The sequence below is a fragment of the Sorangium sp. So ce887 genome (genome assembly GCF_051521455.1).
Taxonomy (GTDB): domain Bacteria; phylum Myxococcota_A; class Polyangia; order Polyangiales; family Polyangiaceae; genus Sorangium.
In genome coordinates, this window is sequence record NZ_CP150354.1 from 4,287,304 (window position 1) to 4,310,751 (window position 23,448).

Genomic DNA, 23,448 nt, shown 5'->3' on the forward strand with positions numbered 1-23,448 from the left:
TCCTCTGCGCGGCGAGCCCCGCGGCGTCGGGGGAGCCTGCGCGTGTGGTCCTCGTGCGGCCCGGCGCCGCCGATCCGTCGATCTCCGAGGCGCTGATCCGCATCCGCGGGGAGCTCGTCGCCGATGGATTCGACGTGGAGCTCCTCGATGCGCAGTCGGCCTCCGCCCCCCGGCCGACGATGGACGACGCCGGGCAGCAGGCCGGCTCCGCGGCCCTGATCGGGCTGTTCCTGGCGCCGGATGGTCAGGCCGCCGAGCTCTGGGTGGTCGACCCGCGGACGAACGAGACGCTCGTGCGGCAGATCGACACGCGCGGCGAGGCGCGGGAGCATATCGTCGAGGTGCTCGCGGTGCGCGCCGTCGAGCTGCTCCGCGCGAGCCTGCTCGAGCTCCTGATGTCCTCGCGGCGCTCCGCGGCGCCCGCTGCCGCGCCGCCCCCGAGCGAGGTGAGCCGGCAGGTGCCTCGACGGGCAGAGCGGTCGCTCGACCCGCCGCGCCGATCGATGTGGGGCGTCGAGCTGGGGGGCGGGCTCCTCGCGAGCCCGGGCGGCATCGGCCCGGCGCTGCTCCTCATCGCGCGTCTGCGTGTCGCGCCGCCCGGTCCGATCGAGGGGCGCCTCTCGCTCGCCGGGCTCGGGACGGCGCCGCGCGTCGCTGGGCCGCAGGGCAGCGCGACCGTGCAGCAGCGGTTCGGGCTCGTCGAGCTCGCGGCGCTCCCCTGGCCCGAGCTGCGCTTACGCCCGAGGTTCTCGGTGGGCCTCGGGGCGCTCCACGTCGCCGTCGACGGCGAGGCATCGTGGCCGTACCGGGGGGTCCACAGCGCGCAGTGGGCGTTCGCCGCGGACGCCGGCGCCGGCGTCGAGTTCGGGATCGTGAGGCGGCTCGACGTCGTCGTCGAGGCGCACGCGCTCGTCGCGCACCCCTATCCGGTGGTCCGCTTCGTCGAGACCGAGGCGGCGCGCGGCGCGCGCCCGGCGCTGCTCGGCAGCCTCAGCCTCGTGGGGTGGCTGTGATCGGAGGACGAGCGGTGTCGCGCCGCGCGCCCGGCGGGAGATCTTCCAAGGCGTTGTCGCCCGCGCCGCCCGCCGCCGCGCGCACAGGCTGTCGATGTAGCCGAGAGCAGCCTTCACGCCTGCGGAGAGGCGCCGGGCGTCACGGCTCCGGGCCGCCGGTGGCGCCCGTGCCGGTGTCGGCTCCGACCGGGTTCAGCCTGAACTGCTGGCTGGTGCCGCCGTTGGAAGGCCTCTGGACGAGGGCGGTGCCGTCGGCGGGCGGGGAGCCATAAGCGTCGATGACCTTGCCGCTGAGACGCGATGTGATGCGGACGGCGCCGCCGCTGAGATAGGTGACGGACCATTGCTGGTTGGGGTTGCCGTGGCAGGTGTACTGGACGATGGCGGCGCCGTCGGCGGTCGACCCGCCGCGGAGGTCGAGGCACTTGTCGCTGCTGACGTTGCGGATCCGGTAATACCCGCCGTCCACCGCCTCGAAGCGAAACTGCTGGTTGGTGCCGCCGTTGCAATCCCAGAGATGCAGGACGAGGTCGTCGGCCGTGGATACGGCGGCGTCGACGTCCACGCAGCGCCCGCTCTGGACGCCGACCAGGGTGTAGGTGGTGCCCGTCGAGATGTCCGCCTCGACCTCCGCCGGGACGGAGTGCTGCGAGAGCTCGGCGATCTCCGCCGGAACGAGCGCTCGGCTGTAGATCGCGATGTCGTCGACGTCCCCGACGAGGAGCCGACCCTCCTGCGGCCATCGACCGACGTAGAGGCTGGTAGGGCCGGGCGAGATCGTCCTCTCGATGGGCTCGGTGCGGTAGAGGCGCCCATCGATGTAGAGGCTCATGGAGAGCCCCTCGCCGTCGACGACCCCGGCGGCGTGCGTCCACCGCTGGAGCTCCAGGCAGGAACACAGGATGTGGTGGTAGTCGCTGATTTCGGGCCCCTTCCAGAACCCGAAGTGGATGCCCCGCGCCTCGCCGTCGTAGTCGACGTTGAGCTCCCATCCGCCGGTGTTCTCCGTGCTGATCACGGTCCTCAGGGTGTCGTCGGCAGGGGGCGCGTCGGTCAGCACGCGAACCCACGCCGAGACGGTCCAGCTCGAGGTGGCGTTCGGGAATTCGCCCACCGTCATGAACTCGCCCTCATCGAAGTGCAGCGCCCGCCCAAAGCGGCCGTCCTCCACCCACGTGCCGCCGGTGAGCTCGCCGTCGCGCCGGTTGCCGGACCGATCGGTCACGACCGTCCCTTCGCCCTCGTCGAACGTCCAGTATGCGACCATGCCCTGGGTCAACGTCGTCGGCGTCAGCTCGACGGCGTCGATCGGCCCCTGCTCGCAGGCCGCGAGCCCGAGCGACGCGACCGCGGCCAGGCAGCGGGGCGCCGCGCGTCCGCCCGCCATTGCCGTTGCGCTGAGCGTCCTGGTGATGGCGCGGTGCGGCGTGCGCGACGGCTGCATGTCAGGCCTTCTTGCGTACCCCAAACTTCTACGGTTCACCATAAAACTGCGCTGGCATGCCAATTGGCCCCGCGGTGTTGCTCGGAGCACAGCCGCGTTCTCGCGAGGGGTGTTCAAATTTCCAGCCCACCGAGAAAACGCATGACCTGAGCGTTCGAGGTGATTGAGTTTGCGCTGATGTCACAACCTAGGCCAGCAACCAAATCATCATGCCGCTCACGGCCTGGAGGCGAACCGCCGACCGGAGGAGGAGCGGCAACGCGAGGTCACTTATGAGGCGCGCTGTTCTCTTGATCTGTTTCTCGCTCGCTGCCGGGCTCGTGGCATGCGGGTCGGGCGATACCGGCGCGGGCGGCGCCGGTGGCGGCGATACGGGCACGGGCGGCGGCGGCGCGACCGGCACGGCGTCCGGAGGCGGCGCGACCGGCACGGCGTCCGGAGGCGGCGCGACCGGCACGGCGTCCGGAGGCGGCGCTGCGTCGGGCAGCGGCGGCGCGGGCGCAGGCCCCGGCACGGGTGGCGGCGGGGGCGCGCCCGCGCCGACGGGGTTCGCGCAGATGGAGGATCTCGACCGCGGCGTCGTGGCCGTTCCCACGGACGGCGGCATCTACGTGGGCTTTCGCCTCTTTGGCTACGATCCCGACGACATCGCCTTCAACGTCTACCGGGATGGCACCAAGGTCAACGACGCGCCGATCGCGGATTCCACCAACTTCGTCGACCGCGGCGGCTCTCCGAGCTCGGTCTACACGGTGCGTCCGGTCGTCGGCGGCGTCGAGCAAGGCGAGTCGGAGGCCGCGTCCGTGTGGAAGGATGGATACCTCTCCATCCCAACGATGGCGCCGCCCGCCGGGGACGGAACCACGTACTCGAGCGGCGACGGCAGCGTGGGAGACCTGGACGGCGACGGGCGGTACGAGATCGTCGTCAAGTGGGATCCGTCGAACCTCCAGGACAACTCGAAGGCTGGCCGCACCGGCAAGACCTACCTGGACGCCTACACGCTCGACGGCGAGCGGCTCTGGCGCATCGATCTCGGCGTGAACATCCGCGCCGGGGCGCACTACTCGCCGTTCCTCGTCTACGATCTCGACGGCGACGGGAAGGCCGAGGTGGCGGTCAAGACCGCGCCGGGGACGCTTGACGGGAGGGGCGAGCCGCTGAGCCTTGGGCCCGCGGCGAGCGACGACGATTCCAGGGATTACCGCAACAACGACGGCTACATCCTCACCGGCCCGGAGTATCTCACCGTGTTCTCCGGAGAGACCGGCGCCGAGCTCGCCACGACCGAGTTCGAGGTGGGGCGCGACGACCCGTGCAGCTGGGGCAACAACGAGTGTTACGGCAACCGCGTCGACCGCTTCGTCGGCACGATCGCGTTCCTCGACGACACCGGCCGCCCGAGCGCGGTGTTCGGTCGCGGCTACTACGCGCGCACCACGCTCTCGGCCTGGAACTACCGCGACGGCAAGCTCACGAACCACTGGACGTTCGACTCCAGCTCGAGCCGCGACAACGGGGCGTACGGCGGCAAGGGCGCCCACTCCATCAGCGTCGCGAACGTGGACGACGACCCGCAGCAGGAGATCATCAACGGCGGTGCAACGTTCGACCACGACGGCAAGGGCCTCTGCACGGTGGACTACTATGCTCACGGCGACGCGCTGCACGTCACGGATCACATCCCGTCGCGCCCCGGCCTCGAGGTGTTCATGCCGTACGAGAGCGGGGACGTGGCCGCCTACGCCATGCGCGACGCCCGCACGTGCGAGGTGATCTGGAAGGGGCCGGACAACGGCGGCGAGGAGGGCCCCGGCCGGGGCGTGGCGGCGGACGTCGACCCGCGCAACCCCGGCAGCGAGGCGTGGGTCAACAGCAGCCAGCTGCTGAGCGGCGCGGACGGCAAGAACGTCGGGAGCCGCCCCTCGTCGTCCAATTTCCTCATCTGGTGGGACGCGGATCTCAGCCGGGAGCTCCTCGACGGCAACGGCATCCGCCAGCACGACGGCGAGGGCGGCAACTTCACGGCCGACGGATGCGCCGCGAACAACGGCACGAAGAGCAGCCCGACCCTCAGCGCCGATATCCTGGGCGACTGGCGTGAGGAGGTGATTTTCCGCTGCGGCAACTCGATCCGTATCTTCACGACCAGCCAGGTCGCGAAGAACCGGATCCACACCCTGATGCACGATCCGCAGTACCGCGTCGCCATCTCGTGGCAGAACGGCGCCTACAACCAGCCGCCGCACCCGAGCTTCCACATCGGAGAGGGGATGGTCCCGGTGCCGAAGCCGGACATCCACGTCCGCTGAGGCACCCAGGTCGTCCAGCATCACCAGACCGGTCGGCACCCCCGTCGCGCACTGGCGCGACGGGGGTGCCGTGCGGGGGCCTGCGCCTTTCCTGAGCAGCTGCCAGCGTCACGGAGCGCGGTCAGGGCTGCGCGATCTCGACGGACTGCACGTCGAGCTGTATGAACTGACCGACATAAGGCTCGGGCGCCGGGGGGACGTCGTCCACGACCAGATGCTTGAAGTTGGCGATCTGTATACCATTCTGGCCATCGCCGAGGAAAGACACGGTGGCTCCACCTCGGACTGAAATGGTCTTCGTATGATCGATGATAAACGTGTCATGACCCACGTCGGGGCTGTCGTTGAGGTAATAGACCTCCGGTGGGTCAGAGACAGTGAAACTGTAGATATTGTATGTCGCGTTGTCGGGCGTGCCGCCCACGCGAAAGTGCATGCCGTCGGGCGTGCCGCCCCGGTACTTCATCGTCTCGACGACGCCGCGTAGTCGGACAGTCACTTGATAGGTCGTGTCGGGCGAGCCGCCGAACGTCCTGGTCTCGTCGACCTGCGCGGACGTCGAACACTCGTCGCTGCCGCCCGGGTCGTGATCGCACGGCATCTCCCAGCGAAAGCCGTCGATGCTGGCGGCCGCGGCGCGCGGGTCTTCGCTGCCGCCACCGCCACCGCTGCCGCCGCCGCCGCCGCTACCGCCGGCCCCACCGCTGCCGCCGGGCCCGCCGGAGCTCGCGCTGCTGGAGGCGCTCGTGCTGGTGGCCGCCTCGGCTCCCCCGCCCGAACCGCCAGCGCCCGCCGAGCTGGAGGTGCCCTGGTCTGTCGGAGGCGGGTCGGCATCGGAGCCGCAGGCCAGAGCGACCATCATCACCGGGATCGTAAGAAGATATACTCTCATATCATACCACTCCGGCGTGAGCGCCGGTGTAGAAGCTGGAGCTGCCGGACGTCGTCTCGTTCCTATCGAAGCAGCTGGTGTCCCGCCCCCCGGGATGGCTACGTCAGGTTCGTGAGCGGCCCGGTGCAGTGCCGCGGGTCGCCGAACGTTGTCCGGTCGTCGCCGAACAGATTCAAGATCGAGACGAGCAGATCGTTGTGCGGGCGGTTCGGGTACCGGACCCAGCGTCCGGTGCGCAGGCCTCCGCCGCCGCCGGCCAGCAGGAACGGCATGTTCGTTTTGGTGTGACTCGGCGGATCCGAGAGCTCGGACCCGAAGAAGACGACGCTCTCGTCAAGCAGCGAGTGTCCACCCATGTCGACCTTCTCCATCTCCTGCAGGAGGTAGAGGTGCTGTTTCGAATACCAGTTGCAAATGCGCTCGCACTCGTCCGGCCTGAAGCCGCCGTCGTGCTGGTAGAAATGGTGGTGCTCGGTCAAGTTGAGCCAGGGGAAGGTGTGCTTCGCCTCGGTGTCGCTCCACTGCAGCGTGCCGACCGCGGTGATGTCGCAGGCGAGCGACATCACCAGCATGTCCATCATGAGCTTACCGACCTTGGGGATCGCCGCGTCGGTCGAGGTGTCCTTGATCGAGCCGTCCATGGCGGAGTTGAGCCCCGTGCGCGGGTTGTAGTCGGACGTGTCGACCCTGTCCGGCGCCTTGCACGCGCTCGTCTCGACCGGCACGTTGTTGAGGCTCATCTCGATCTCGCGGATCTTCGTCAGGTGCTGGTCGATCTTCTGCCTGTCGGCGGCGCCGAGCCGCGCGGACAGGGCGGAGTAGCGCCCGTCGAGGAAGTCGAGGATCGATTTCTTTCGCGCGAGGCGGCGGGCGGCTTCGTTGCCGGCGCTGGGATCCAGCGAGCCGAAGAGCTCGGTGAAGATCTCCATCGGATCGAGGCGCGGCGGGATGGGCTTGAACGGCGCGGCGTTCTCGAAGTTGGCGGCGTTCATCGGCGACAGCAGGCCGTGGGACTTGCCCGTCGCCCAGCGCACCGCGATCTGGATGCTCGCCTTCGCCTTGATACCGGCGGAGATCTGGGAGGCGATCACCTGATCGACGGACGGCCCGTTCCCGTAACCGCCGTTCGGGGAGCCCTCCTGAGGGCTGCCCGTGAGCCAGGCGATGATCCCGCTCTGGTGCTGCTCACCGCGCGCGCTCTTCATGTCGAGGCCGTCGACGACGAGCAGCCGGTCCTGCACCGGCGCGAGCGGCGACAGGATGGGGCCCAGGGTGAAGCTCGTCTCGCTGCCGGTCGGCCGCCAGCGATCGATCACGGTCCCGCCCGGCGTGTAGATGGCAAGGAAACGCTTGGCGGGGGCGGGTTGCGCGCGCGCCGTGCGTTCGGGGCCCATGATCTCCAGCCAGGGGAGCGCGATGGCGATGGCACCAGCACCGCGCAGCATGGCACGTCGGCTCAAACGAAAGTTGGACATGACCATCCCTCCTAGCGGGCAACCGTGATGTAGTGGAAAGCATCCGTCTGTGTGAGCTCGATGAGGAGCTGCTTCACGTTGTACCCGGACGCCTTGAACGCGGTCGATATCGCCTGCTTTGTGCAAACGTCCTCGGCGCGCAGGGTGAGACCGTAGCCGTACTCGGCCCAGCGCGTCGCGAAGCAGCCATGCACCTGCTCGGCCTCGGCGAGCTTCTTCACCAGCTCGGTCGGACCGCTCACCGTGCCCGGCGTGCCCGGGAGCGAGCCGCTCGCGTCGATCGTGACGTCGTTCTCTGTCGTGCGGAACAGCCCGACAGCGTCGTAGTTCTCGAACGTGAAGCCTACCGGATCCATGTACTGGTGGCACGTCACGCAGACCGGATCCTGGCTGTGCTGGCTGAAGCGCTCCCGCGCCGTCGCGCCGGTGTACGGATCCGGCGGCTTCACCCGCTCCAGGATGTCGCCGGTGGGGAGCGGGATCTTCTCACACATCAGCTTCTGGAGCACGAACGAGCCGCGGACCACGGGGTTCGTCGTGTTCGAATGCGTTGTCCCGGCCATCACCCCCGCCTGGGTGAGGAGCCCGAGGCGCTGGGTCGTGTCGAGCTGCACCTGCTGGAACTCGTCGCCCGTCACGCCGGAGACGCCGTAGAACGCCGCGAGCGGTCCATTCATGAACGTGTACGGGGCCGTCAGGATGGATGCCCAGGTGCCGGTCCCCTCGAAGATCTCGTGCTCGAGGAACCGCTGCGTCTCCTCACGCATGAGCGCGCCGATCGTTCGAGAGAAGGTCGGGAACGCCTCCGCGTTCCGCTCGAGATCCGCGAGGTTGCTGATGGGGAGCAGGTTGTCGAAGAAGAACCGGATGGTGGTCCGAGCCCGGGGGTCTTCGAGCATGTGCTCGGCTTGCGCGCGCACGCCTTCCTTCGTCGAGAGCTCACCTGCCCGCGCCGCGATGCGTAGCTCCTCGTCCGGCATCGTGCCCCAGAGCAGGTACGAGAGCCGCGTCGCCATCTCGTCGCCCGTGGGCCGGCGAAGCTCAGGGTGCTCCGGGTCGGAGGTGCCCCATTCGATGCGGTAGAGAAAATCTGGCGATTGGAGCAGCGCCTCGATCACCGTCGCGATGCCGACGTCGAACGTCGCATCCGTGCGCCCGACGCTGTACAGCGCGAGGAGCTCGTCCGCCTCGCCGGCGGCGAGCGGCCTTCGATAAGCGAGCGGCGCGATCCGCTCGACGAGGGTGCGCGCGCACGCTTCCTCGCTCTCCGTCGTCACATTGCCCGCGCAATCGGCGAGCTTCGCGAGCGCCTCCCGGGAGGCGGTCGCGCGCCGGGCGACGCCCTCCGCGACGGTGCTCAGCTGCTCGGCCAGCAGGCTCGAGACCGACAGCGCGTCGGCGTCATTGCCAAAGCCGTTTCCGACATCCTCGCTCGGCAGCGAAAAGGCTGGCTCGGTCGTGTCACCGAAGAGGTCGCGAACCGTCTTGTTGTACTCGAAGCGCGTCAGCCGCCGCAGCGGCGCTCGCCCGGGGTGCACCGCGCCGTCCTCGCAAGCGCGCGGGTCCACCGTGGTGGGATTCTCTGCGCCAGGCTCGCCCACGTCGCCCGCGTTGCCCGCGTTGCCCACGTTTCCAGTGCAACCGCTGGCCACGATCAACGCGATCGGGACAGCTGACCGAAGGCCTCTGAGAGGACGCGCCTGATCATGGTTCAAGGATTTGTACATCGATGTCGCTCTTCGCCCGCTCTGGGCGCGCTGAAGTCCCATTATCGAACAACAGTATTTATTTATAATTATAAATTATCGTGCAGCCTCAGGAGGGGCCCTGCTACTGTGTAGGACGTGCCGGAGCTGTTCTGGTTGATCCATGCTCCAGTGAAAAAAATCAGGGAATCATCTTGAGGGACGTGCTGTGTTCCGGCGGGCGCGCCATCGCCGATCTGCCCTCAACGAACTGGGACGCGCCGCCCCCTGGCGGCGGACTGATGGGGAGGGATCAGCGAAAGCAAGATCCAGCGAAGCACCCGTCAGGCAGTAGCGGATCGCCCTCGGATCGGCTCACCGCGAGAGCGAATATCGCGGAGATGAATTTTTGCTTTGGGAGCGTAACCCTGCTCGCCGCGCCGTTGACGCTCAGGTTGGAATCTGGTTCGCGGCGTAGCCGACCCACAGGCCGGGCACCGTTGGGCGACGCGCGCTCATCCACACGACCCTCTGGCATGCTCCCACGCCGTCTCCACGGCAGCATTCGCCCGCGCGATCTGAGGATCCAGTGCTTCGAGCACCTGCGTGAATGGCTCGAACAGGCTGCGTTTGCGGCAGGATCTTGCGACGGGACGGCGGCCATGGAGGTCGCAGGCGCCGTTCGGGCTGCCTCATCGCATCTAGTTCGTCCCTGGTTCCGGAAGAGGGTAGGCCCGGGCAGCTCGGGGAGACCTCCCGCCCAACCAGGGGCGAATCGGGGCGACGCAGTACTCTAGGGCCCGGGGGGCGGGTAGCCGGTCCCCTCCTTCATGCCCAGGATCCAGCTCGTGACCAGCTGCACGCCGGTGTCGTCGACCTTGCGGGTCCCGATGCGCGGCATCTGCCCCTCGAAGTCGCGGAGCTCCTGGCGGGCGACAAGCAGGCTGCGCGCCGGGTCCCCTGGACGGATGGCGTACCAGTTGGCGGGGTCGGGGTTCGTCAACCCCTCGTACTTCGCGTTCTCCGCCGGGCGCTTGTTCATGCCCGTCCGGACGGCGTCCGTCGCGGCCACGCTGCCAAGCTCGCTCGCTTCGAGCCTGAGGTACAGGCCCGTTTCCTGGGCCGCCGCCTCGGGGTGATCGTTGTGGCAGCTCACGCCGCAGTTCGCGTGCAGGTAGCCGAGCGCCTGGCGCTCCACGTCATCGCCCGGAATCGACAGCGCGAGCGCGCTCCCGTCCTCGATCACCCCGAGCGTGACAAGCGACTCGCGCGTGACCCCCTCGGCGCCCGGGCCGAGCATCAGCGCGTCCCAGCCGAGGACGAAATCGACGCGCCCGACGTGGCACTCCTTGCATTGATCGCGCGTCGGCACCGCGTGGCCGGTGCCATAGAGATCGGGCACGCCGAAGTCGTTCTGCATCTGGATCGCCTGCCGCTCGTCCTCGGACCAGACATAGCTCGTGTAGACCCAGCCGGCGGCCGTCTTGCGCAGGAGGCGCGTCTCGCCGAGGCGCGACGCGCCGCCTGCGCCCTGCACGCGGAACTCCTTCCAGAACTGTGTCCCCTCGGGGTACACGAAGGAGTCCGGATTGCTCACGTCCACCCGCTGTCCCTTCGGGATCGAGACGAAGCGCCGCTTCTCGGCGCCGTCGCTCCAGAGCTCCACGGCAGGCTTGTACTCGAGCACGCCGCACGCGAGCTCGCGCTGGTCGAAATCGCCGTAAAGGCCTGTGCAGCGCAGGTCCACCGGCAGCACGCCGTCGATCGGCGCCGCGCAGTCCGCGTCGGTGGGCATCGCGAACTCCACGCACGCCGGCTCCACCGGGCCGTCCGGCTGCGCGTCCGGCCCGGCGTCGGGCATCGACGCGTCCGGCCCCGGCTGGACGTCGGGCGGCCCCTCGCCGCCGCCAGAGCTACACCCCGACGCCAACAGCAGCGCACCGACGACAGAACCTCTCCTCACGACATGATGAAGCATGCGCGCATGGTGCCACAGGAAAGGAGCGCAGGGGAGCGAGGTTTCACCCGTTTCATGCCGCATCGCATCGCCTCGCGAGCCTCATCCGGCCATCGGAAGATGCGCGCGCCGACCGATGAAGCGAACTGCGCAGCAGCTCGCTCGACAGCGCCTGATGCCGGCAGTGCGCTCTCATGTAAAAATAAACCAACGACAGCGACCGCGCGTCGGCTCGGCGTGCGCGTGGTGGAGCCCGCGATGGGACCGCACGCCCCGAGCTCCCGCCCGACGTAGATCTCGACACGCGGCGCCATCGGGGCCCAGTTTCGGGGGCGCAGCGCCGGCGCCAGCGGCGGCCGCCGGATGGGGACTTGACGGCGGGGATCGCGTGCGCTTCATCTGCGGCGGAGGAATGCCCCGTGAGTGAAACCGGCAAGCGCGATGACGCTCGAAACGGAGAGCAGAACACGGCCCACGTCGTGGTGATCATGCTGATCGTGGCCTTCGGCGTGCTCGCGTTGCCGTGGATGGTCCTGCGGAAGCTGGACGCCCGGAACCAGGTCCGCAGCGAGGTGGCCTCCGGCGTCACGGACGCGGATCTCGCGCAGGGTGGCAAGATCTATTACCGCTCGTGCACAAGCTGTCATCAGGCGAGGGGGGAGGGGAAGCCCGGGCGGTATCCGCCCCTCATCGGCACGTCATGGCTGCTCGAGGACAAGGAGACGCCGATCCGGCTCACGCTGCTCGGCGCCGCCGGCCCGATGGAGGTGAACGGCGCGATGTACAACGACGTGATGCCCAACCTCGGCGTGACGCTGTCGGACGAGGAGATCGCGCTGGTGCTCACCTATGTCCGGTCGAGCTGGGGGAACAGCGCGCCCGCCATCACGAAGGACGAGGTGGCGAAGGTGCGCGCCTCGCTGGGAGACCGGGTGGAGCCGTGGGCCGGCGGCGCGGCGCTCGTCGAGGCCCGGGCGACGCGCGTCCTGCGCTGAGGCGCGCAGTCCGCTTCGTTCAACGGAGGTCACCGCCGCCGAGCTGCCCCGGGAGACCGTTTCCGGTGTCGAGGAGGCAGCCGAGCTGCCCGGTGGGACCGTTCCCGGTCCCCCGGAGCTACCCGACCTGCTCCGCGACGGTCACTCCCGCACCGGCTCCTGCAGGTCCACCCCGAAGTGCTCGCGGTATCCCCGCCGCGCGGCCTCGCGCAGCGCGTCGTCGCCGCGGCTCACCTGCTCCTCGAACGCCCGCGCGTACGCCTCTGGATCGACCTCGCGCGCGCCGAGCCGCAGGTTCTTCCCGGAGAGCGTCTCCAGGAGGAGCGTGGCGACCCGGTGCTCGGCGCCGCCGCGCGCGACGACCCCGAACGGGAACAGGTGCACGAGCGTGAGCTGCGGCGGCGCGTCCCCGGCCGTCATCTCGGCGAGGTACGCCGAGAGCTCGCGGCCGACGCGGTCCTGCGCGTCGTCGGAGTAGCCGGCGAGCAGCTCGGTCACCGCGGGCGGGAGGGGCAGGTGAGGGCCGTCGATCTGGTGCTGGAGCTCGTGCCGCTCGGTGCCGGAGAGCACGGCCCGCTCCAGCGCCGCGCCGAGGCGCTCGCGCAGCCTCGCGAGCGCCGCGTCGCACCGCGACAGGGCGCCGGCGTGAGGGCCGGCCGCGCCGCCCGCGGCCGCGTGGCAGGTCTCGCCCTCCTGGCCGATGCGCTCGGCATAGGTCCGGATCTCGGAGCCGATGACGAGCGCAAAGGGGTCCTTGTCGCGCGAGAAGCCGAGGTGGACGCGGCGATCGGGCGTCATCGGCTCGACGAGGAGCGTCGCGAAGCGGTCGTCGCCGACGCGGAAGGCGCGGACCTCCTTCACCCGGTAGGGCGTCGTGTAGAACCGCCGCGTGGCGCCCTCGGCCGAGACGCCGAGGTTGACGGAGGCGTCGAGGTAGTACGCCAGCCCGGCGCGTCGCGCCGCGTCGTTCACGTCGGCGACGAGCCGGCCGAACGCGCGGCCGGAGAGCTCGAGGTCGTCCACCTGGCTGGCCAGCGCCGCCAGCGCCGCGGCGAAGTCCTTGCCGTCGGGCTGCGCCCTCGCGGCCGCGAGCAGCTCGCGGCTGTGCGCCCGGGTCAGCACCTGCGCCTCGGCGCCCGTGCCCTGCGCGCCCCGCGCGAGCGCGTCGCGCGTGATGCGCGCCCGCTCCCAGCTCGGCAAGAGCTCGCCGAAGACCTTGTCCCACTCGGCCGTGGGCGCGCCGAGCGCCCAGTCGACGCCCTTCGGCGCGGGGCGGCCGAGCACGAGCAGCGCGCCGAGCAGCACGGCGACGGCGGCCGCGGCGGCGCTGGCCGCCACGATCGGCCGCGCGCCGGCCGCGCCGGCCGGGCCGGGATCCAGCTCGGCGTCGGGCACCGTCACGCCGAGCACGAGCACCTCGATCGCGGAGGCGAGCACCGCGACGACCGCGGCGAGCAGGAGCGCGAAGAACGCGACCGTGGCCGCCTCCACGCCCCAGCCGCCCGCGAGGAACGCGCGGTACACGAAGAGCAGCATGAGGCCGGGCATGGCCCAGACGGCCGCGATCGCGAGGCCAGGGTGCTCGCGCCTGGGCACGCGACGCACGTAATCGAGGCCGAGGAGCGCGATCGCGAGCGGCCCGAGCACGAAGAGCAGGACCATGCCGTACCCGAGCTGGAAGCGCACGTCGGGCAGCGTGGCCACGAGCACGGCCGCGCGCGCGATCGTCTGCGCGGGGAGCTCGCCGCGGGACGGCCACAGGTAGAAGACGAGCGCCGCGGCGACCGACGCGACGAGCAGGGCGCCGCCGCTCCTGCGCGCCCGCGCGTGGAAGCGCAGCACCACGCCCGCCGCGGTGAACGCGAAGACGGCGAGGAACGGGGCCGGCCGCGTGATCAGGCTGTCCGGCAGCGGCAGCATGTCCCACGCCGAGCTCCGGCGGCCAAGCCACACAGCGACGTTCACGGCCACGAACGCGGCGAGCACGGCGATCGCGCGCGACGTCGGCCGCTCGATGAGCAGGCCCGCGCGGCGCTTCGTGCGCGCGCCGAGGAAGAGCAGCCACAGGCCGGCGATCGCGGGCGCGAGCGCGGCGATCTGCGCTGCGGGCGCGAGCTCGGGGAGCACGCTCCACACGAAGATGCCGTGCCCGAAGGCGACCTCGTAGGGGACGAGCGCCGACAGCGCGAGCGCGAGGCCGCCGAGGAGGCAGCGCGCGCGCAGGCGCTCGGCCGACATGCGATAGAACATCGCGGTCGCGGCGCTCTCTTCGTGGGAAGGAGCGCCGGCGCCGCCTGGTGGAGGCGCGCCGGTGCGTGCTGCCGGAGCGGCGGCGCCGGCCTGTGGCGGCTCGCCCGCGCCGTCCTGCGGAGGAAGGAGGGGCGCGCTCACGGGTCGACCGCCGCGCTCGCGATGCGCGAGAGCGACCGCTTCTGCGGGAACACCGGGTCGCGGTACCGCACCTCGAACAGCACGCGCTTGCCGTCCTCGGAGAACCACGGCGTCCGCTCCTGGGCGGAGCCCACCGTCAGCTTCTTCACCTCGCCCGTGGCGAGCGCCAGCACCGCGATGTCCGTGCCGCCGGCGCCCCGCGCCTCGAACGCGACGCGCGCGGCGTCGGGCGAGAACGTGGGCCACGACGCCCCGCCCGGGGCCGCGTACACCTTCCGGCGCCACGTCGTCGCGTCGATGACCGCGATGCCCGGCTCGTCGCCGTCGACGACGCACACGATCTTCGTCCCGTCCTTCGACGCCGCCGGGTTGCGCAGGTCCTCACCGGGCTTCGCGCGGAACGGGCGCTCGATCGAGAGCGGCTGCTTGCTCACGTCGACCACCGCGAGGTGCCGCACGTCGTCCTCCGAGGCGTCGGGCACGTAGATGAACATGAGCCTCGTCCCGTCGAGCCACGCGAACCCGCCGAGCGACTCGTTCTCGGTGTGGAGGCCGAACACCTCCTTGCCGCTGTCCGCGTCGAGCACCATCAGATCGGCCTGCGCGTCGGCCTCCGGGCGATCGTAGACCGCCACGAACCTGCCGCCCGGGGCGAGCTTCGGGTCGACGAAGCGGTGCTCCGGGTCGACGCGCACGCGCTTGCTCTGCCCGGATCGGTCGACGATCGTGATCGTCTTCGCCCAGCCGAAGAAGTCCTCCACCAGCGCGACCCGGTCGCCGTCGCGCTGCGACGACGGATACGAGTACACGTGATAGCCCCTCCACATCGGCTTGACCGCGCCGGGGTCCGCCGTCGGGGCCGCCTGCTGATCGAGCGGCCGCCACTCCACCGTCTCCAGCACCTCGCTGCGGGCGAGGTCCTTCGACCTCGCCGAGTGGAACACCGACACGTCCGCCGTCTTCACGAAGTAGCCGCCCTCGGCGGTGCCCACGAGCAGGTCCTCCGCCGCGGCGTGCGAGAGGAACGTCACGCGCCCCTGCTCCTCGGCCTCGGCCTCCTTCGCGCGGGAGGCGTACGCGCCGGCGGCCCGGCCGAGGTTCGCGGCGCGGTCCTTCACGAACCTCCTCGCCGACGCGAGCCGCTCCAGCAGCTTGATGTCCGAGCCCTCCGTGATCTCGCGCACCGAGGGGTGGTCCATGAGCTGCGCGATCACCGCGTCGAGCGCCTGCGAGGCCATGGAGTTCGCGAGCAGGGCCATGGCCCGGTCCTTCTTGGTCGCCCCGGCGTAGCCGCGGATCCGCCCCTCGGTCGACGTGCCCTTGTCGAGGAACGTGAGCGTCACCGGCGCGTCGGTCCGGAGCTCGAAGTAACCCTCCTTGACCGGGTGCTCCACGATCTCGGGCGCGAGGCGCGCCTCGATGATGAAGCCGGCGCCGAGCGCTCTCGCGGCCTCCTTCGGGTCCTTGGCGCTCTCCAGCGCCTTCATCACCTCCGGGTCGCCGCCCTTCACCGGATCGAACCCGAGCTCGGCGAGGTGCGCGCTGAGCTCGTCGGCGAGCCGCGCCGCCGGCTGCGAGCCCTCCCACCAGTACCCGTCGAGATCGATCGCCACGAGGATGCGCAGCGGATCGGTCGCCGTGAGCGAGCGGAAGGCGAGGACGCCCGCCGCCGCGAGCGCGAGGCCGAGCACCGCGAACACCGGCCAGAGCCTGCGCTTCGGTACGAGCGCGTCGAGCGACTCCGGCGGATCGGCCTCGGGGGCGGGGGGCTGCGCGTCGGTCGGGGGTAGAGGGGCCTCCATGGAAGAGGAACTGCCCTATCCGCGAGAGGGCGTAAAGCCGCAGATTCGAGGCCTGGGCGCCGGACGGCGGCCGATGCACATGGCGCGCGGCGCCGACGAACCCATGACTTCCCGACCACACCCCGCCTGTGCGAGGACGCGCATTCGACGTGAATACGCGAGAGGCATGCGCCGTGCATGGGCGCTTTCGCAGGTCGACTCCTTGCCATCAACGAGGTGCCAGATGACGAACGCGTATTCCTTCCGCCGCACGCTTGCCCATCGTCTTTTTGCGCTGCTCGCGCTCCCCGCCGCGGGGGGTGCCACCGGCTGCATCACCGCCGGGAGCAGCTGTCCCGACGATCCCGAGCCCGTCGCCAAGGTGGCCTGTTTCGCGTGGCCGCCGGACGACGCGGGGGGCGCTGGCGGCGGGGGCGGCGCGGGCGGCGGCGGAGGGACCGGCGCGGGCGAGCCTGTCGTGTGCCCCTCGCGATCGGAAGCGCAGGAGATCCTCAATCAGCCCGGCGTCGCGTCTCACCACGTCAAGAGCGATGGAGCCTTGGAGGACGGCCAGTGCTGCTATCAGGCGGACGTCATCTCGATCTGCGAGGGGCGCCCGTACCTCGTCGACGAGGCAGCGCGGACGGCGCCGTTCGTCCGCGCCCGCGGTGGCGCCGGATGGAGCGCGGCGGAGGCGATGACGCCGCGGATCGAGCCTCTGGCCGCAGAGTTGCGGGAGACCCTGGCCGCGGCGTGGACGCGCGACGCGCTCTTCGAGCACGCCTCCGTGGCCTCGTTCGGCCGCTTCGCGCTCGAGCTGCTCGCCGCGGGCGCGCCGGCCGATCTCGTGGAGGAGGCGCACCGCGCGGCGCTCGACGAGGCCCGCCACGCGCGCCTCTGCTTCGCCCTCGCGAGCGCCTATGCGGGCGAGACGATCGCGCCCGGCGCATTTCCCTTCGACGGGCGGGTGGAGGTCGAGGCGGACCTCGCATCGATGGCGGCGCGCGCCGCGAAGGAGGGTTGCATCGGCGAGACCATCGCGGCGGTGATCGCCGCCGAGGAGCTCGGCGCCGCGGAGGACCCGGCGGTGCGGAGCGCGCTCGCGATCATCGCCGCGGACGAAGGGCGGCACGCGGAGCTCGCGTGGCGCACGGTGGCGTGGGCGATCCGCGCGGGCGGCGAGCGCGTGCGCGCGGCGGTGGAAGAGGTGTTCGCGGGGCTCGGGCGCGTGGAGGTGGCGGGAGACGACGGCGCGGAGGGCGCGCAGCTCGCGGCGCACGGGCGGTTCGGTGCTGCGGCGCGCGGCGAGGCGGCCGCGCGCGCCATCGAGGAGATCGTGCGGCCGGCGGCGAGGCTGCTCCTGGTAGGTCGCGCGGAGCGAGCGGTCCAAAGCGCGATGACGGTTTGAGCGAAGCGGCCTCTTCCGTTCGCGCCTTCGTCATCGCGTCCGCGCGCATGTTGCTTCGTGACATGCCCCGCCGCTAGGCTTGTTGGATGTCCGACCTGCTCGTCAACATCGATGTGCCGGAGCTCGAGCCCGCTATCGCGTTTTACACCCGCGCGTTCGGCCTGCGCGTCGGGAGGCGCTTTGGCGCTTCCTTCGTCGAGCTCCTCGGCGCGGCGATCCCGCTATACCTTCTGGTGAAGCCGGCCGGCATCGCGCCCGCTGCCGGCGCGTCGCCGCGCGACTACCGGCGCCACTGGACGCCGGTCCACCTCGACTTCGTCGTCGACGATCTCGAGGCCGCCGCGCGCCGCGCGCAGGAGGCAGGCGCGGTCCCCGAAGCCGATATCGAGGTGGCAGCGTGGGGGCGCATGCTCCGCCTGGCCGATCCCTTTGGCCACGGCGTCTGCCTCCTTCAGTTCAGCGGCCGCGGCTACGACGAGATCGCCACGCCCGGCTGAGGGCGCGGAGGTCACGCAGGGCAGCAGCCAGCGGCGCCCTCGACCAGATCACGTGTCCTCCCGCCCCGCGCCGGCGCGGGGCCCTGGGGCCTGCTCCCCGCGCAGGTAGCGATCGAGCAGCCGCACGAGCTCCTCGGCCAGCGCGCCGGAGCGCAGATCGTCGGGCCGCTCGACGATCGCCTGATGCACCACCGCGTGCGCCGCGGTCTGCATCATCCACCACGCGAGCTCCACGTCCGGCGCCGCGCAACCCCACGCCGGAAGGAGCTGCTTTGCCTCCTCGAGCATGAAGCCCTCGCTCGCCGCGGACCGGGGCGCCTTGATGCGCGGCATCTGCTCGAGGAACACGCGGTGCAGCTCGGGCTCCACGGCGTGGGCGGCGATGCTCGCCGCTACCATCGTCCGGAGCACCCGATCGGGCGACTGCCCCTGATGCGCGGCGAGCACCGCGCGCGCGGCCGCGCGGCCCTGCTCGATGTGCCGGCGGTGGAGCTCGGCCACGAGCGCCTCCTTGCCCGGAAAGAACTGGTAGAGCGACGCGACGTTCACCCCGGCCCGCTGGGCCACGCGGTTCGTCGTCAGCCGCGCGTACCCGTCCCGGACCAGAATGTAAGCGGTCGCCTGCAGGATCGCCTCGACCGTCGCGCGCGACCGGTCCTGCGTGGGCTGTTTCCGCGGCGTTATGGCGTCCCGCTTGCGCATGGAACCATGCTGGCAGAACGCAAGCTGACGAAGCAAGCGACAGCTTCCAAGATGGCGTGACTTCACCTGACAGGAGACAGCCATGAATCCGTCGCTGAGCACGCATGTCCTCATCGTGGGGGCAGGGCCCACCGGCCTGACCCTCGCGTGCGATCTGGCCCGCCGTGGTGTGGCGTGCCGGATCGTCGACAAGACGCCTATCCATTTCGCCGGCTCTCGCGGAAAAGGGGTGCAGCCGCGCAGCCTGGAGGTCTTCGACGATCTCGGGGTGATCGACGCGGTGATGGCCGCCGGCGCGCCTTATCCGCCGATTCGCGCCTATGACGGCGGCACGGTGCTGGGCGAGTGGGTCATGTTCGAGCGCCGCGAGCCGACTCCGGACGTGCCTTACCCGAACATCCTGCTCCTCGGGCAATGGCGGACGGAGGAGATCCTGCGCGCCCGGCTCGCCGAGCACGGCGTCCGTGTCGAGCTCGCCACCGAGCTGACCGGCTTCGAGCAAGACGGAGACGGCGTGACGGCCACGCTGGTGCACGCGGGCGAGGCCGAGCGGGTCCGCGTCGGCTATCTGGTCGGCGCGGACGGGGGGCGCAGCTTCGTGCGGCGCGCGCTCGGCGTCGGCTTCCAGGGGGAGACGATGGAGGCCGACCGGGCGCTCGTGGGCGATGTCCGCGCTGACGGGCTGGACCGCGACCGCTGGCACGCCTGGCCGAAAGCGCGCGGCGGCCCGATCGCGCTTTGCCCGCTGCCCGGCACCGATCGTTTTCAGATCCTGGTGCCGGTCCACGGCGAGGAAGCACCCGATCTGACGGTGGAGGCTGTCCAGCGGCTGTTCCAGGAGCGGACCGGGCGCGCCGACGTCCGGCTGCACGACGCGAGCTGGCTGTCGCTGTACCGGCCCAGCGTGCGGATGGTGGACCGGTACCGGGTGGGTCGGGTGTTCCTGGCCGGCGACGCCGCGCACGTGCACCCCGCGGCCGGCGGGCAGGGCCTCAACACAGGCATCCAGGACGCCTACAACCTCGGCTGGAAGCTCGGCCAGGTGCTGGCGGGGGCCCCCGATGCGCTGCTCGATACCTACGAGGAGGAGCGGCTGCCGGTCGCCGCGGCGGTGCTCGGCATCACCTCGACGCTGCATCGCCGGGCGGCGGAGGGAAGCCCGGGCGCGCTGCAGCGTGGCGCGGAGACGCAGCAGCTCGGCATCACCTACCGGGGCAGCTCGCTGGCCCGCGACGCGCCGGGCACGCCGGTGCGCGTCATGTCGGGCGACCGAGCGGCCGACGCGCCCTGTCATGACGCGGCGGGCGCCCCAGCCCGCCTGTTCGATGTGTTCCGTGGCCCGCACTTCACGCTGGTGGCCTTCGGCGCGGCCCACGCGGACACGGTCGCCCGGGTAAATGCCCGCTACGGCCCCGCCGTGCGCGCGCGGGCCGTGGTGCGGCCGGGGGAGCCGGCTGGCCGGCTCGCCCTCGTCGACACGCGTGGGCACGCCCGCGCCGGCTATGACGTCGATGGCGATGCGCTCGTGCTGGTCCGCCCCGACGGCCACATCGGGTGGCTCGCCGCTCCAGGCACGCCCGGCCAGCTCGATGACCACCTCCGCTCGCTGGGCGCCGCGGGGTAGGGAGCGCGCCCGGCGAGCAAGAGGCAAGCGGCGCGGCTCGTCTGCCGACCTCCGGTGGCCTGCGCGAAGCCGGTCAGCTGTCACGATTGCAAGCGGCGATCTCAGGATCGAAAGCTTCAGGGCTTTCCTGACAGGCAACTGCGCGAAATGCGTGCAGAAACTCCCTGGCCCGCGTCCTGCTAAAGATGCAGGGCAGAGCGCCCGTGACGGCTTCCCCCCCCGCCGTCGAATGGGCGCTCTGTTTTTTGTCCTCCGGCGCGCTCGCCCGAGGCGCAGCTCGACGAGGTCGGCCAGCCCGGCGCGCTCGAGGTTCGCGCGGGCGACCTCGGCGTGCTTCGGCTCCGACTCCGGCGTGATCAGGCGGCCGCCGAAGGGCAGCGCCCGCGCGAGCCAGATCGTGCTGTATGTGGCGCCCCGAGATCAGGCGACGGCGCGGAGGGCGCCGCGGCTGCGGGGGCGCAGGGCGAGCGGGACGCCGCCCGAGGGGCCCAGCGTGACGTTGCGCCGCACGGGCCGGGGCGGGCGCTCGTCGAGCAGGCGGAACTGCCACGCCGACAGCGCGACGCCGAGCACGATCTTCATCTCGAACATCGCGAAGGCCGCGCCGATGCAGCGGCGGTGCCCGCCGCCGAACGGCAGGTACTCGAACGGGGAGTGCTTGCGCTCCAGGAAGCGCTCGGGCCTGAACCGCGACGGCTCGGGGTAGAGCTCGGGGTGGTGGTGCACGAGCAGGATGCACGGCGCCACCCCCGTTCCCGGCGGGAGCGTGTGCTCGCCGAGGCGGAACGGCTGCGCCGAAAGGCGCGGGACCTCGGTGACGATCGGATGCAGGCGCAGCGCCTCCTTGCACACCGCGTCCAGGTAGGGGAGCCCGGCGAGGCGCTCCGGGTCGGGCTCCGGGCCGAGGGCGTCGATCTCGTCGCGCAACCGCGCGAGGACGCCGGGGTGGCGGTGCACATGGTCCAGGGCCCACGCGAGGCCGATCGCGGTGGTCTCGTGCCCGGCGAAGAGCAGCGTCCGGAGCTCGTCGAAGATGGCCTGATCGCTCATGCTCGATCCGTCGTCGTAGCGGGCCGAGACCAGGAGGCTCAGGATGTCGTCGCCCGGCGCCGCGCGCGCCCGCTCGATCTGCTCGCGGAACAGGGCCTCCAGGTGGTCGACGCGCCGGCGGAAGCGGGCGTAGGGGCCGAAGCCCCAGAGCTCACGCTGCAGGAACGGCAGGAAGGCCAGCGCCGCGGTCGTCGCGTCGGCCATCGCGACGATCGCGCGCGCGAAGGCGCTCGTTCGAGACGGCTCCTCCACCCCGAAGACGGCGCGGATGATGACGTCGAGCGAGATCGCCTGCGTGATCTCCTGGGCGACGGCGCGGGGCGCGCGCGCCGCCTCGGCGAAGCGGCGCGCGGCGACGTCCGCCATCGCCGCGGCGTAGGCGCGCATGCGATCGCCGTGGAACGGCGGGGTCAGCAGCTTCCGCTCGCGCCTGTGGCGCTCGCCCGACAGGATGAGGAGCGAGTGCTCCCCCAGGAGCGGGGCGATCGCCTTGGTGGCATACGGAACGAACGTGTCGGGCGGCGCCGTCATGACGTCCTGCACCGACGCGGGGCTGCCGGCCATCACGACGTCGCCGTTGTACATCGGGACGTTGAAGACGTCGCCGTACGTGGCGGCGCAGCGGAACAGGAACTCGGTCGGACGCGTGAGGAACTGGTAGGTCGTGAGCAGTCGGCCCTGCGGGCCTCGGGGCAATGGGCTCATGGTGCACCTCGGCAGGAGCTCGATCCCGGCGGCGCACGGCGCGTCGCCGGGGTCGATGCAATGATGGGGCTGGCGCAGCGCCGCCGCAGCGGTGTCGGGCGCCAAGTTCGCGCGAACGCGCGACGCGCGCGGTCGCCGCCAGCGCTCCGCCCCTCGGTGAGCGATGATGGATAGGCTTCACCTTTCTCCGGTGTCGCTCGGACAGGGCGCCACCCGATCCGCGCCCCAGAAGAACTCGCCCGCGAGCAGCGACCACGCCCGCGCGTTCTCCGGCGGCCCGCACTTGAACGGCGCCTTCCCGAGCCGCTCGCCGCGGAGCGCCGCCCGCTGCTCGCGGTAGTACCGGATCGCGAGCTCGGCGGCGTACTCCCCCACGCCGTTGCCCGGCTGGAACGCGTAGTACGTACCGCCCTTCACGATCGTCTCGTTGGGTGAGTACGCCGCGAGGCACGGGATCCTCGTCCCGCAGCGCGCGACGATGCCGTCATAGATCGGCGAGAGCGCCGCCTGGGACCATCCGCTGTGCGCGCTGTCGTTCAGGTGGAAGATCTCGTGGAAGAGCGTCTCTCGCACCGCGTCTGCGGAGCGATGGAGCGAGCCGGCGAGGTTGTACGCGACCGTCCAGCCCGACGCGTAGGCGGAGGGCGTCCGCGCGCGCACGGATCGGAAGTACCGCAGCGCGAGGGCGCGGTGGCGGTAGCGCAGGGGCGAGCTGGCCGCGGCCGCGAGATCCGCGAAGAACGCGTCGAAGTCGGCGAGCGCCGCGGCCGTCCACTCCAGGTGGCGGCGCTCCGCGCTCACGGGCAGCTCGGGGACGAGGTGGAGCATGCCGCGGTAGCCGCCGTCCATCAGGTGTTCCCGCTCCAGCCCGGCGATGCTGCCCGTCTGCTCGAAGAGCGCGGTCGCGCTCGCGGCGGCCCGCGGGTCGTGGTGATAGCGGAGCGCGAGCAGGCAGCGGACGCGCTCGTGCCCCGGCCGGGGGGCGGCGACCGCCCCGGCGTTCCCGCGCCGGCAGGCGTCGATGCCGTCCTGGTGCGCGGCGGCGTCTTCCGGGAACAGGAGCGCGTCGGCGTCGTCGGCCGAGATGGAGGGCGCCGGCCGGGGCGCAGCCGGGGAGGGGACATCGCCCGTCGCGCCGCCTGCCGGCGCTGCCCACGCGGACGCCGCGCTGGCAGGCACAGGGCCGCCCGGGTTGGAGGACGCGCCGGGCGCCGCGGGCACCGGTAGGGCCGGAGGCGCCGCAGCCTTGCCGGCGGGGGCCGGGCTGCCCGGGCTGGAGGGCGCACACGCGGCCGCGAGCGCCGGGAGCGCGAGGAGCAACGCGGCGAGGAGCGGCAACGCGGGGCGGGGGCGCATCCTGCCCAGGATGCCAAAATAGGCCGCGCCGATCACCAACCGAAGGCGTGTCCGGAGTTGCCGCGGAGAGGTTTCACATGAAGGCGGGAAGAGCCTTGATCTTCCGCCCGCATTCCTGCTCACAACTGGCCGCCGCCCATCCGAGGGCGCCAAGAGAACCC

The 23,448-nt window shown here is 71.3% G+C and carries 16 protein-coding genes and 1 pseudogene; 6 read left to right on the plus strand and 11 right to left on the minus strand.

Annotation, left to right across the window (positions count from 1 at the left end; translation table 11 throughout):
• Nucleotides 1-44 precede the first annotated feature (44 nt).
• On the plus strand, nt 45-1,013 hold the full coding sequence (locus WMF36_RS15930; protein ID WP_437580456.1) for a hypothetical protein: 969 nt from the start codon (nt 45-47) through the stop codon (nt 1,011-1,013).
• Between the two features lie 139 nt (nt 1,014-1,152).
• Here the strand turns inward: WMF36_RS15930 and WMF36_RS15935 are convergent, their stop codons facing one another.
• The gene (locus WMF36_RS15935) at nt 1,153-2,457 is read right to left on the minus strand and encodes an RICIN domain-containing protein (protein ID WP_437580457.1); all 1,305 of its coding nucleotides are present in this window, start codon (nt 2,455-2,457) and stop codon (nt 1,153-1,155) included.
• Nucleotides 2,458-2,729: 272 nt separating this feature from the next.
• On the opposite strand from WMF36_RS15935, the gene WMF36_RS15940 reads away from it, so the two are divergent.
• Nucleotides 2,730-4,769: a rhamnogalacturonan lyase gene (locus WMF36_RS15940; RefSeq protein WP_437580458.1), complete on the plus strand. Its 2,040-nt coding sequence runs from the start codon at nt 2,730-2,732 to the stop codon at nt 4,767-4,769.
• A 121-nt stretch (nt 4,770-4,890) separates the two neighbouring features.
• Here WMF36_RS15940 and WMF36_RS15945 read toward each other — a convergent pair whose 3' ends face one another.
• The 4 genes from WMF36_RS15945 to WMF36_RS15960 all read right to left on the minus strand — a co-directional run bounded on the left by WMF36_RS15945 (nt 4,891) and on the right by WMF36_RS15960 (nt 10,784).
• Nucleotides 4,891-5,661: a hypothetical protein gene (locus WMF36_RS15945; protein ID WP_437580459.1), complete on the minus strand. Its 771-nt coding sequence runs from the start codon at nt 5,659-5,661 to the stop codon at nt 4,891-4,893.
• Nucleotides 5,662-5,759: 98 nt separating this feature from the next.
• Nucleotides 5,760-7,106: a DUF1552 domain-containing protein gene (locus WMF36_RS15950; RefSeq protein ID WP_437581920.1), complete on the minus strand. Its 1,347-nt coding sequence runs from the start codon at nt 7,104-7,106 to the stop codon at nt 5,760-5,762.
• A gap of 41 nt (nt 7,107-7,147) precedes the next feature.
• A complete protein-coding gene (locus WMF36_RS15955; protein ID WP_437580460.1) occupies nt 7,148-8,764 on the minus strand; it encodes a DUF1592 domain-containing protein in 1,617 nt (538 codons plus the stop codon).
• Between the two features lie 850 nt (nt 8,765-9,614).
• The gene (locus tag WMF36_RS15960; RefSeq protein WP_437580461.1) at nt 9,615-10,784 is read right to left on the minus strand and encodes a hypothetical protein; all 1,170 of its coding nucleotides are present in this window, start codon (nt 10,782-10,784) and stop codon (nt 9,615-9,617) included.
• A 413-nt stretch (nt 10,785-11,197) separates the two neighbouring features.
• Between WMF36_RS15960 and WMF36_RS15965 the strand changes: the two genes are divergently transcribed.
• Nucleotides 11,198-11,773, plus strand: coding sequence for a c-type cytochrome (locus WMF36_RS15965; RefSeq protein WP_437580462.1), 576 nt, complete (start codon nt 11,198-11,200; stop codon nt 11,771-11,773).
• A 141-nt stretch (nt 11,774-11,914) separates the two neighbouring features.
• Here WMF36_RS15965 and WMF36_RS15970 read toward each other — a convergent pair whose 3' ends face one another.
• Together WMF36_RS15970 and WMF36_RS15975 are read right to left on the minus strand one after the other, a co-directional pair.
• Nucleotides 11,915-14,164, minus strand: coding sequence for a hypothetical protein (locus tag WMF36_RS15970; RefSeq protein ID WP_437580463.1), 2,250 nt, complete (start codon nt 14,162-14,164; stop codon nt 11,915-11,917).
• A complete protein-coding gene (locus tag WMF36_RS15975; RefSeq protein ID WP_437580464.1) occupies nt 14,161-15,966 on the minus strand; it encodes a hypothetical protein in 1,806 nt (601 codons plus the stop codon). Before WMF36_RS15975 ends, WMF36_RS15970 begins: the two co-directional genes overlap by 4 nt.
• Nucleotides 15,967-16,189: 223 nt before the next feature.
• On the opposite strand from WMF36_RS15975, the gene WMF36_RS15980 reads away from it, so the two are divergent.
• Both WMF36_RS15980 and WMF36_RS15985 read left to right on the plus strand, forming a co-directional pair.
• Nucleotides 16,190-17,353, plus strand: a complete 1,164-nt coding sequence (locus tag WMF36_RS15980; RefSeq protein WP_437580465.1) for a ferritin-like domain-containing protein — start codon at nt 16,190-16,192, stop codon at nt 17,351-17,353.
• 86 nt (nt 17,354-17,439) lie between these two features.
• Nucleotides 17,440-17,850, plus strand: coding sequence for a VOC family protein (locus tag WMF36_RS15985; RefSeq protein ID WP_437580466.1), 411 nt, complete (start codon nt 17,440-17,442; stop codon nt 17,848-17,850).
• Between the two features lie 48 nt (nt 17,851-17,898).
• Here the strand turns inward: WMF36_RS15985 and WMF36_RS15990 are convergent, their stop codons facing one another.
• The gene (locus tag WMF36_RS15990) at nt 17,899-18,552 is read right to left on the minus strand and encodes a TetR/AcrR family transcriptional regulator (protein ID WP_437580467.1); all 654 of its coding nucleotides are present in this window, start codon (nt 18,550-18,552) and stop codon (nt 17,899-17,901) included.
• An 82-nt stretch (nt 18,553-18,634) separates the two neighbouring features.
• Between WMF36_RS15990 and WMF36_RS15995 the strand changes: the two genes are divergently transcribed.
• Nucleotides 18,635-20,176 carry an FAD-dependent oxidoreductase gene (locus WMF36_RS15995; RefSeq protein WP_437580468.1) on the plus strand — a complete coding sequence of 514 codons (1,542 nt, stop codon included), beginning with the start codon at nt 18,635-18,637 and terminating at the stop codon, nt 20,174-20,176.
• Between the two features lie 258 nt (nt 20,177-20,434).
• On the opposite strand, the pseudogene WMF36_RS16000 reads toward WMF36_RS15995, so the two are convergent.
• From WMF36_RS16000 to WMF36_RS16010, 3 genes and pseudogenes are all read right to left on the minus strand, one after another.
• Nucleotides 20,435-20,581, minus strand: a pseudogene (locus tag WMF36_RS16000) (O-methyltransferase); the annotation flags it as partial.
• Between the two features lie 15 nt (nt 20,582-20,596).
• The gene (locus WMF36_RS16005; protein ID WP_437580469.1) at nt 20,597-22,036 is read right to left on the minus strand and encodes a cytochrome P450; all 1,440 of its coding nucleotides are present in this window, start codon (nt 22,034-22,036) and stop codon (nt 20,597-20,599) included.
• Between the two features lie 72 nt (nt 22,037-22,108).
• The gene (locus WMF36_RS16010; RefSeq protein ID WP_437580470.1) at nt 22,109-23,287 is read right to left on the minus strand and encodes a hypothetical protein; all 1,179 of its coding nucleotides are present in this window, start codon (nt 23,285-23,287) and stop codon (nt 22,109-22,111) included.
• Nucleotides 23,288-23,448: the final 161 nt, after the last annotated feature.

Excerpts from the sequence above, each read along its gene's own strand:
- WMF36_RS15985 (WP_437580466.1), top strand. The coding sequence starts at position 17,440 with ATGTCCGACCTGCTCGTCAACATCGATGTGCCGGAGCTCGAGCCCGCT.
- WMF36_RS15995 (WP_437580468.1), top strand. The coding sequence starts at position 18,635 with ATGAATCCGTCGCTGAGCACGCATGTCCTCATCGTGGGGGCAGGGCCC.
- WMF36_RS16010 (WP_437580470.1), bottom strand. The coding sequence starts at position 23,287 with ATGCGCCCCCGCCCCGCGTTGCCGCTCCTCGCCGCGTTGCTCCTCGCG.
- WMF36_RS15935 (WP_437580457.1), bottom strand. The coding sequence starts at position 2,457 with ATGCAGCCGTCGCGCACGCCGCACCGCGCCATCACCAGGACGCTCAGC.
- WMF36_RS15950 (WP_437581920.1), bottom strand. The coding sequence starts at position 7,106 with ATGCTGCGCGGTGCTGGTGCCATCGCCATCGCGCTCCCCTGGCTGGAG.
- WMF36_RS15940 (WP_437580458.1), top strand. The coding sequence starts at position 2,730 with ATGAGGCGCGCTGTTCTCTTGATCTGTTTCTCGCTCGCTGCCGGGCTC.
- WMF36_RS15975 (WP_437580464.1), bottom strand. The coding sequence starts at position 15,966 with ATGGAGGCCCCTCTACCCCCGACCGACGCGCAGCCCCCCGCCCCCGAG.
- WMF36_RS15990 (WP_437580467.1), bottom strand. The coding sequence starts at position 18,552 with ATGCGCAAGCGGGACGCCATAACGCCGCGGAAACAGCCCACGCAGGAC.
- WMF36_RS15945 (WP_437580459.1), bottom strand. The coding sequence starts at position 5,661 with ATGAGAGTATATCTTCTTACGATCCCGGTGATGATGGTCGCTCTGGCC.
- WMF36_RS15980 (WP_437580465.1), top strand. The coding sequence starts at position 16,190 with ATGACGAACGCGTATTCCTTCCGCCGCACGCTTGCCCATCGTCTTTTT.